This is a genomic window from Agathobaculum sp., from assembly GCF_050946325.1.
GTDB lineage: Bacteria > Bacillota > Clostridia > Oscillospirales > Butyricicoccaceae > Agathobaculum.
Map to the genome: position 1 here is coordinate 1 of NZ_JBMNUP010000077.1, position 8,412 is coordinate 8,412.

7 protein-coding genes and 3 pseudogenes are annotated in these 8,412 nt (G+C 52.3%); all 10 read left to right on the forward strand.

Features of this window, described 5'->3' with window-relative positions; all coding sequences use genetic code 11:
* Positions 1 to 234 (forward strand): annotated as a pseudogene (locus ACOYIE_RS07075) (Asp-tRNA(Asn)/Glu-tRNA(Gln) amidotransferase subunit GatB); the annotation flags it as partial.
* A 225-nt stretch (positions 235 to 459) separates the two neighbouring features.
* Positions 460 to 1,494, forward strand: a complete 1,035-nt coding sequence (locus ACOYIE_RS07080) for a M20/M25/M40 family metallo-hydrolase (protein ID WP_433411787.1) — start codon at positions 460 to 462, stop codon at positions 1,492 to 1,494.
* Entirely contained in the window at positions 1,491 to 2,516 is a 1,026-nt protein-coding gene (locus tag ACOYIE_RS07085; protein WP_433411789.1) for a M42 family metallopeptidase, read from the forward strand. Before ACOYIE_RS07080 ends, ACOYIE_RS07085 begins: the two co-directional genes overlap by 4 nt.
* Positions 2,513 to 3,514, forward strand: a complete 1,002-nt coding sequence (locus tag ACOYIE_RS07090) for a M42 family metallopeptidase (RefSeq protein ID WP_433411791.1) — start codon at positions 2,513 to 2,515, stop codon at positions 3,512 to 3,514. Before ACOYIE_RS07085 ends, ACOYIE_RS07090 begins: the two co-directional genes overlap by 4 nt.
* Before the next feature lie 224 nt (positions 3,515 to 3,738).
* Positions 3,739 to 4,581 (forward strand): sigma-E processing peptidase SpoIIGA, encoded by an 843-nt coding sequence (locus ACOYIE_RS07095; protein WP_433411793.1) that lies wholly within the window; start codon positions 3,739 to 3,741, stop codon positions 4,579 to 4,581.
* A gap of 13 nt (positions 4,582 to 4,594) precedes the next feature.
* Positions 4,595 to 5,299 carry an RNA polymerase sporulation sigma factor SigE gene (sigE, locus tag ACOYIE_RS07100; protein ID WP_433411795.1) on the forward strand — a complete coding sequence of 235 codons (705 nt, stop codon included), beginning with the start codon at positions 4,595 to 4,597 and terminating at the stop codon, positions 5,297 to 5,299.
* A gap of 102 nt (positions 5,300 to 5,401) precedes the next feature.
* Positions 5,402 to 6,286, forward strand: a complete 885-nt coding sequence (locus ACOYIE_RS07105) for a DMT family transporter (RefSeq protein WP_433411797.1) — start codon at positions 5,402 to 5,404, stop codon at positions 6,284 to 6,286.
* 171 nt (positions 6,287 to 6,457) lie between these two features.
* Positions 6,458 to 6,745: pseudogene (locus tag ACOYIE_RS07110) on the forward strand (sigma-70 family RNA polymerase sigma factor); the annotation flags it as partial.
* A gap of 71 nt (positions 6,746 to 6,816) precedes the next feature.
* On the forward strand, positions 6,817 to 8,103 hold the full coding sequence (locus tag ACOYIE_RS07115; protein ID WP_433411799.1) for an amidohydrolase: 1,287 nt from the start codon (positions 6,817 to 6,819) through the stop codon (positions 8,101 to 8,103).
* Positions 8,104 to 8,117: 14 nt separating this feature from the next.
* A pseudogene (locus ACOYIE_RS07120) lies at positions 8,118 to 8,412 on the forward strand (purine-nucleoside phosphorylase); the annotation flags it as partial.

Consider the following 8,412-nt stretch of genomic DNA (forward strand, 5'->3'; position numbering starts at 1 on the left):
GAAACGGTGGAAGCAATCGTCGAGCGCATGGGTCTGAAACAGGTGTCGGACGAAGGCGCGATCCTTGCCATCGTGCAGGAGGTCATTGCAAAGAACGAAAAGGCGGTTGCCGACTTTAAGGCGGGCAAGAATGTCACCGGCTTCCTGGTAGGCCAGTGCATGAAGGCTTCCAAGGGGCAGGGCAATCCGCAGATCATCAACAAGCTGATCGCACAGGAGCTGGCCAAGCTGTAAATATCCTAAAATCCCCCGTACTGCTGGTAACAGTATACGGGGGATTTTTTGTGGTTTTGATAGCGATAATAGAGTTATATGTATGATAAAAATAAAGCGTTGGGAAACCTCCTGCTATTTGTCTGCCTGCACATGGAAAATGTGTTTTTCAGCAGACTTGTAACCGAAGGCGGAAACGGTTATAATAGGCATAGCTGAATAGCTGGAAAAAAGGAGGATATATCCTTGAACTTGGAAAAAACATTGCAATTGCTTTGCGCGCTGCCTGCTGTCAGTGGGTTTGAAGCGCAGGCTGCACAAAAAGCCGCAGATTTGCTGCAGCCCTTTTGCGACCGGACAGAAATTGACCGTCAGGGCAATGTGATCGGCTGGCGCAGCTGCGGAAAGAAACACGCGAAAACGATATTGCTGGACGCGCATCTGGATCAGATAGGGTTTGTCGTCACTGAGGTGCTGGACGGCGGGTTTGTTCGGTTTGCCCCTGTTGGCGGCGTTGATCCGCGCATGCTGCTGGCGGGCGAAGTGACTCTTTTGACTGCCGAGCCGCTCTATGGCGTGGTTTCCTGCATGCCGCCGCATTTGCTCAAGACAGGAGAACAGGATAACGCTGTGCCAGTTGAACAGATGCTGATCGATACGGGACTGGAAGATGCAAGGGAGCGCATTCCGGTTGGCACGCCTGTTGTATTTGCCCAAAAACCGATTCGTTTGATGGGGGATAAGCTGTCCAGTCGGAGTTTGGATGATCGGGCCGGTATCGCCGCTATTTTATTGGCGATGGAAAAACTGAAAAAGGAAAAGAAGCTCAAATGCAATATTGCTGTTTTGTTCAGCGCACAGGAAGAGGTGACCGGACTCGGCGCACAGGCGGGAGCGTTTGCCATACAGCCGGAATACGCGATTGCAGTTGATGTGACACATGGAAAGACGCCGGACGGCCCTTCGGACGGCGTGTTTGAGCTTGGAAGCGGTGCGGCGATCGGTATGGGGCCTAACCTGCATCGAGGACTGACTAAAATGCTGATAAAAACGGCTAAGGCGCATGATATTGATTATTCTCTGGAAGTGATGGAGGGAAATACGGGCACCAATGCCTGGACCATGCAGATTGTGGCCTGCGGTATTGCGACGGCTCTGCTCTCCATTCCGGAACGATATATGCATACGCCGGTGGAAACGGTTGCCCTGTCTGATGTAGAAACTGTGGCTGAACTGATTTATCAGTTTGTCCGCAAGTTCGATGGGGAGGTGGACGCATGATTGAGCGGTTGAAAGCGCTTTGTGCGCTGGCGGGTCCCTCCGGCTGCGAGGATGCAGTAAGAGACTATATCCGTAAGGCGGCAAAGCCTTTTGCGGATGAAATCCGCACGGATTCCATGGGAAATATAATGGCATTCCGCAAAGGGAAGAAAACGCTGGAGCGCCCGGTTGCGCTGTGCGCGCATATGGACGAAGTGGGCGTGATTATTAAGAAAATTACAGATGATGGTATGCTGAAATTTGGCTTTGTGGGCGGCGTTGATCCGCGGGTGGTAATTGGCCGTCCTGTGCGGTTTGGCGAAACCCATGGCGTTATCGGCATCAAGGCGGTACATTTGACAACGGCAGCCGAACGGAAAACAATGCCAAAAACAAAAGATTTGTATATTGATATCGGTGCGTCCAGTAAGGCGGCGGCTGAAGGAAGCGTTGCGCTTGGCGATTACGGTGTTTTTGATTCTGACACCGTGGAGTTTGGCGACGGCTTGCTGAAGGCAAAAGCGATTGACGACCGCGTGGGCTGCGCGGCGCTGCTGAAACTGATGGAAGAGGAGCCGCCGGTTGATACCTGGTTTTGCTTTACCGTGCAGGAAGAGGTTGGGCTGCGCGGCGCAGCAACGATGGCGTATGCGCTGGACCCTGGTTTTGTGCTTGTGCTGGAGGGAACAACGGCTGCTGATCTGGCAGACGTCGATGGCGGAAAAGCAGTATGCCGCCTGCGTCACGGTGTGGTTATACCCTTTATGGATGGTGCGACGATTTATGACGCGGGTCTGTTCGAACTGCTGCGGGATGCCTGCATCAAGCGAAATATTCCGTGGCAGACAAAAAGCCGTATTTCAGGGGGCACGGATGCCGGCAGAATCCACAAAAGCCGTTCGGGCGTTCGCGTATGTGCACTGGCTGCGCCTGTCCGGTATATTCATTCGCCGTCCAGTGTGGCGGCCAAGGTGGACTGTGAGGCGGTATTGTCGGCTGCACGCGCATTCCTGGAGGAAATTGGAGGGGACGAAACAATATGAGCAAAGTTTTCGATTTGTATAAACAGGTGGGCGGCGCGTTTGGACCGTCCGGCCGAGAAGATGATGTGCGGGAGATGATCGCCGCGCTGGCGGGCGATTATGTGGACGATATCACAACGGATACCTTGGGCAATCTGATTTGCCGCAGAAAGGGTCCTGGAAAGAAGATTCTGTTTGCATCACACATGGATTCGATTGGCGTAGTGGCTACCTATATTGACGAAAACGGTTTTGTTCGCTTTTCACAGGTTGGCGGTCTGTTTCAGGGGGATTTAATCAATATCCAAGTGCGTTTTGCCAATGGTACGCGCGGTGTGATTTCTTATGAGGAAAAAACGCCGCTTAAAGAGCTGACGCTTGATCATCTGTTTATTGATATTGGTGCGCGGGACCGAACAGATGCGGAAAAAATGGTGCGGCCGGGCGATTTTGCGGTGTTTGAAGCGCCGTGTTTTGAGCAAAACGGCATTATCTGCGGCCCTTATTTAGATAACCGTATTGGCTGTGTCACCTTGCTGCTGACGATGGAACAGTTGGCGCAGACAGAACCGGAAAACGATTTGTATTTTGTGTTTACGGTGCAGGAAGAGGTCGGTCTGCGCGGCGCAGGGACTGCGGCTTTTGCGATTGAGCCGGATATCGCGGTTGCGGTGGATGTAACCGATACGGGTGACCTGCCCGAACAAAAAGTGAAAATGGCAGTCAAATTGGGAAGCGGGCCGGCAGTTAAAGTGATGGACCGCTCCGTGATCTGCGCGCCGGTTGTTCGTGAAGAGCTGGAAAAGGCGGCTGAAGCGTGCGGCATTTCTGTGCAGCGGGAGATTTTGCAGTTTGGCGGCACAGATACCGCGGCGCTGCAGCGTGTGCGCAGTGGGGTGCTTTCCGGCGCGGTATCTATTCCGACACGCTATATTCACTCTCCAAGCGAGATGTGTGCCGTGCGGGATGTGGAACAGGCGGCCGCCCTTTTAAAAGAATTTGCAGAGAACAGCAAATAAAAAAGAAAGGGAGCTATGCACTGAAAGCGTAAACAGACGATGTTATATACAAACAAAGGGAGCTGACGAATGTGGTCAGCTCCCTTTGTTGTATTGTGCCAGCGCTTATCGTCATTTTTTGCAAAAAGTCCTGCCTGTCAGCGCGACTGATTTTGACGGCATGGGTTCGGCAAAAAATGTGCAGTGAATATGTTATGATAGGTTGCGGATAGAAGGGAGGAAATATGGTTGTTTATCTGGACGTTTTATTTGTCGTCAACAGTATTATGAATTTTGCAACGCTGGCTGCGGCAGGCCGCTTGGGCGGCGTTCGGATACGCAGGGTGCGCCTGCTGTGCGCTGCTGCTGCCGGGGGCGCTTATGCCGTGTTAACGGCGGTATATCCGTGGACAGCTGCGCTGCTGCTCCGGCTGCTGGCAGGCATAGGGGTATGCAGCCTGGCATTTGCAGGCGAAAACAGAATGGCGCGTCTGTACGGCCTGTATTTGCTGGTTTCAGCGGCCTTTGCAGGTTTGGCGGCGGCGCTTGGTATGGCGACGGGGCGGCGGCTTTCTTATGGCGCGGGATATTACTTTGCCGTGCCGATGCGTGTGTTGCTGCTGTCGGCTGCCGTAGGATATGCGCTCAGCGGCGTTCTGCTGCGCGGAGATGCACAGCATGGGCCGCTGCGGCGTGAAGTAGAGCAGCTTTCTGTGTGTTTTATGGGAAAAGAAAGTGCAGTGTGCGTCTTGCTGGATACAGGCAATACGCTGACCGAGCCGGTATGCGGCCGCCCCGCTGTTATTGTTGACAAGGTGGCCGCAAAACGGCTTCTTGGTATATATGCGGATATATTGCACAATTTAAATCGAGAAAATGCAGCGGCGCAGTTGGTGCTGCTGCCGGAGCAGGTATCCTGCAGGTTTGGCCTGCTGCCGTACAGTGCGGTAGGCACGGCGGCGGGACTGCTGCTGTTTTTTCGCCCGGATTATGTAAAGCGCGCGGACGGCAAAATACTGGACTGTGTCATTGCTATCAGCCCGGAAAAAACATGGCAGGGTGCATATGAGGGCTTAATCGGTGTTTGAAAGGGAGAGGAAAATGCGTTTGAGACTGCTGTTGGTATTGGTCAGACTGCGAGCCTTGGCTAAGCATCAAACCATATATTACATAGGAGGCAGTGATGTTCTCCCCCCGCCGCTCTCAGCAGAGGAAGAGGTGAAAGCAACGGCTGCCTGCCAGGCGGGAGACGAAGATGCGCGCAATATACTGATTGAGCACAATCTGCGCCTGGTTGTTTTTCTGGCACGGAAGTTTGAATCCAGCGGTGTGGGTACGGAGGACCTGATATCAATCGGCACGATTGGACTCATTAAGGCAGTCAGCACCTATCGGAGCGATAAAAACGTCAAATTGGCAACCTATGCGTCACGGTGCATTGAAAATGAAATATTGATGTATCTGCGCAAGATAGCAGGGCGCCGCACGGAGGTATCCTTTGATGAGCCGCTTTCTTCTGACTGGGATGGAAACGAGCTGCTGCTCAGTGATATTCTGGGCACGGATGCAGACAGCGTCATGCGCCCTTTGGAAGACGATGTAGACAGGATGCTGCTGCGGCGCGCATTGGAACGCCTGCCTGCGCGGGAAAAGCAAATTATCTCCCTGCGCTTTGGAATAGGTGTTCCAGAGGCCCTGACGCAGAAGGAGGTGGCAGATCTGCTGGGTATCTCACAAAGCTATATTTCCCGCCTGGAAAAGCGGATTATCGCGCGTATGCGGAAGGATATTTTAAAATGGGTATGAAAAGAGGAAGGAACAGATTCTGTTCCTTCCTCTTTTTCCCTTGCACAGATTCCCAAAATGCGGTAAAATAAAAACGTATTTTAAGGAAAGTTCGTTGTATATATGAAAAAAGCAAGATTACTCATCATTGTCGCAGCAATATGCTGGGGGACAATCCCTGTTTTCTATCATATCATGTCTGCCGCAGGCCTGAATAGCATGCAGACGATTACCATGCGGTTTTCTTTCGCGGCGCTGGGATATGTGCTGTATCTTTTGATACGGGACAGATCATTGCTCCGGATCAAACGGCCGAGGCATTTATTGTATTTTGTTGGAACCGGTCTCTGCAGCCTGGCGTTTTTTAATTTTTGCTATATCACCTGTATTCGTCATGCAGGCGTGGCGGTGGCGGCGCTTCTGCTGTACACAGCACCTGCGTTTGTGCTGCTGATGAGCGCCGCGCTTTTTCGTGAAAAGCTGACAGGACGCGGTCTGCTTTCGCTGGTGATGACTGTGCTTGGCTGCGCGTTTGTGGCGGGCGCCTTTTCGGGCAAAGGCTTGACGATGACGCCGGCCGCACTTCTTTGGGGCCTGGGCTCTGGTTTTGGCTATGCGTTATACAGCATTTTTGGAAAGTATGCACTGCGGCATTACGGTGCGGAAACCATTACGGCATATACGGCTGTGTTTGCGGCTTTGGCAACCTTCCCGCTGTCTGAGCCGGCCAGACTGATTCGCCTGGCGGCGAACCCTTCTGTGCTGCTCAGCGCGCTTGGCTGCGCAGTGGTCGGCACGGTATTTGCATACTTGCTTTATACCGCAGGGCTGTCCAAAGTGCCGGCGGGGCAGGCTTCCATTTTATCGACTGTTGAGCCGGTTGTGGCAACGATTCTCGGCGTTTTGCTGCTGAAAGAAACCATGACCATACATAAGCTGTGTGGAATAGCCCTGGTTCTGGGAGCGATTGTCGTACTCAATTTGCAAAAATCGAGTGAGGCATCATAATAATGGAGAACTGACGGACGGCGTAGAGCTCCCTTGAAATAAGCATATATTGAAAGAAAAAACAGTCGAATCGTGTGTAATGGCAAAAAATTTCGTCGGTATATTCACTCGGTATGCAGGGGAAAATTCTGATAGAATACACTTTGGTGTGACGGACAGGAGGAATTTTCCATGCAGACCAAGGTAGAGATTTGTGGGATAAATACATCTGGGCTGCCGGTACTTTCGGCAAAGAGGACGGACGAATTGCTGCTCCGCGCCAAAAAGGGAAGCCGGCAGGCGCGGGATGAGCTGATTCAGGGCAACCTGCGCCTGGTGCTTTCGGTTATTCAGCGGTTTCATGGCAGAGGGGAATCGCCCGACGATTTGTTTCAAGTAGGCTGTATTGGTCTGATGAAATCGATTGATAATTTTAACACAGAGCTTGGCGTACGTTTTTCCACCTATGCCGTGCCGATGAATGTACATTGGGGAAAACCTCTGCAACAACACATATGAACCGCAATATATACCCATAAAAGGAGAGAATTATGCTATTCTGCAACATTGATCTGCTGGATGAGTCTTTCGCCCTGAAACGGGGGCAATATGTTGGTGTACGGGACGGCAGAATTGCGTACATCGGCGATACAGAGCCGGATGATGATTTCGGAGAGCGATATGACGGGCGGCATCGTCTGCTGCTGCCCGGCTTCTATAATGTACACAGTCATGCGCCGATGACGCTGCTGCGCGGCTATGCGGAAAATTTGCCGCTGGACCGCTGGCTCAATGAAAAAGTGTTTCCGTTTGAAGACTGTCTGAGCGATGAGGCGGTGTATTACGGTACACAGCTGGCGATTACGGAAATGCTGGCTTGCGGTACGGTTTCTTTTACCGACATGTATTTCTTTATGAATGGCATGTCGCGTGCTGTTTTGGAAAGCGGTATCAAGTGCAATCTCAGCCGCGGGCTGACTGTTTTTGATGACAGCGCCTATGAGCAGACGGCGGCCTATCAGGATAATCTCATGCTGCTGCGTGAACTGCACGGGACGAACGGCGGCCAGCTGTTGGCTGACCTGTGCATCCATGGCGAATATACATCCACGCCGAAGGTAGTGGAAGCGGTAGCTGCGCAGGCGAAAGAATATGGGGCGCGTATGCATATCCACTTGTCCGAAACTCAGGCTGAACATGAGGGCTGCAAGCAGCGGCATGGGATGACGCCCGCCGCCTATATGCGGGCGCACGGTGTTTTTGATGTGCCTACAACGGCTGCACATTGTGTCTGGCTGGAGGGCGGGGATTTTGATATTTTAAAGGATTGCGGCGTAACGGTTGCCTGCTGTCCTGCAAGCAATATGAAACTTGCTTCTGGGTATGCCAATGTGCCCGAACTATTGCGGCGCGGCATTGGTGTGGCAATCGGTACGGATGGTGCGGCATCCAACAATAATCTGAATATTTTGCAGGATATTTATCTGTTCGCGATGGTTTATAAAGGGTATTATCGCGATGCAACGCTGGTAACACCGGCACAGGCGCTGCATGCGGCAACGCGGGCCGGCGCGCTTTCGCAGGGGAGAACAGATTGTGGTTTGATAAAAACGGGGTATCGTGCCGACCTTTGCGTGATAGATACCGATACGCCGCAGTTTACGCCGATGACGGATGCAGCCTGCAACGTTGTTTATGCAGCGCAGGGGTGCGACGTTGTCCTTACCATGGTGGATGGCGATGTTCTGTATCAAAATGGGGAATATCACACGATTGATATTGAAAAGGTAAAAGCGGAAACCCAGCGGCATGTTCATAACATTCTGGAAAAACTGTAAGGAGGAGAACGGCTATGACTGGCAAACAGGTAAAGGAATCGGCTGCATATGTGAAGAATAAATTGCCCGCTGCACCCGAGGTCGGCCTTGTGCTGGGGTCTGGTTTGGGACAGCTGGCCGATCAGCTGGAGGACGTTGTATATATCCCTTACGGGGAAATTCCGTATTTTCGTACTTCAACTGCGCCTGACCATATAGGCCGGTTCGTCTTCGGCCGCCTTGCGGGCCGCAAGGTTCTTTGCATGCAGGGACGCCTGCATGGCTATGAGGGATATGCGCCGGATGAAATTGCATATCCAATCTATGTGA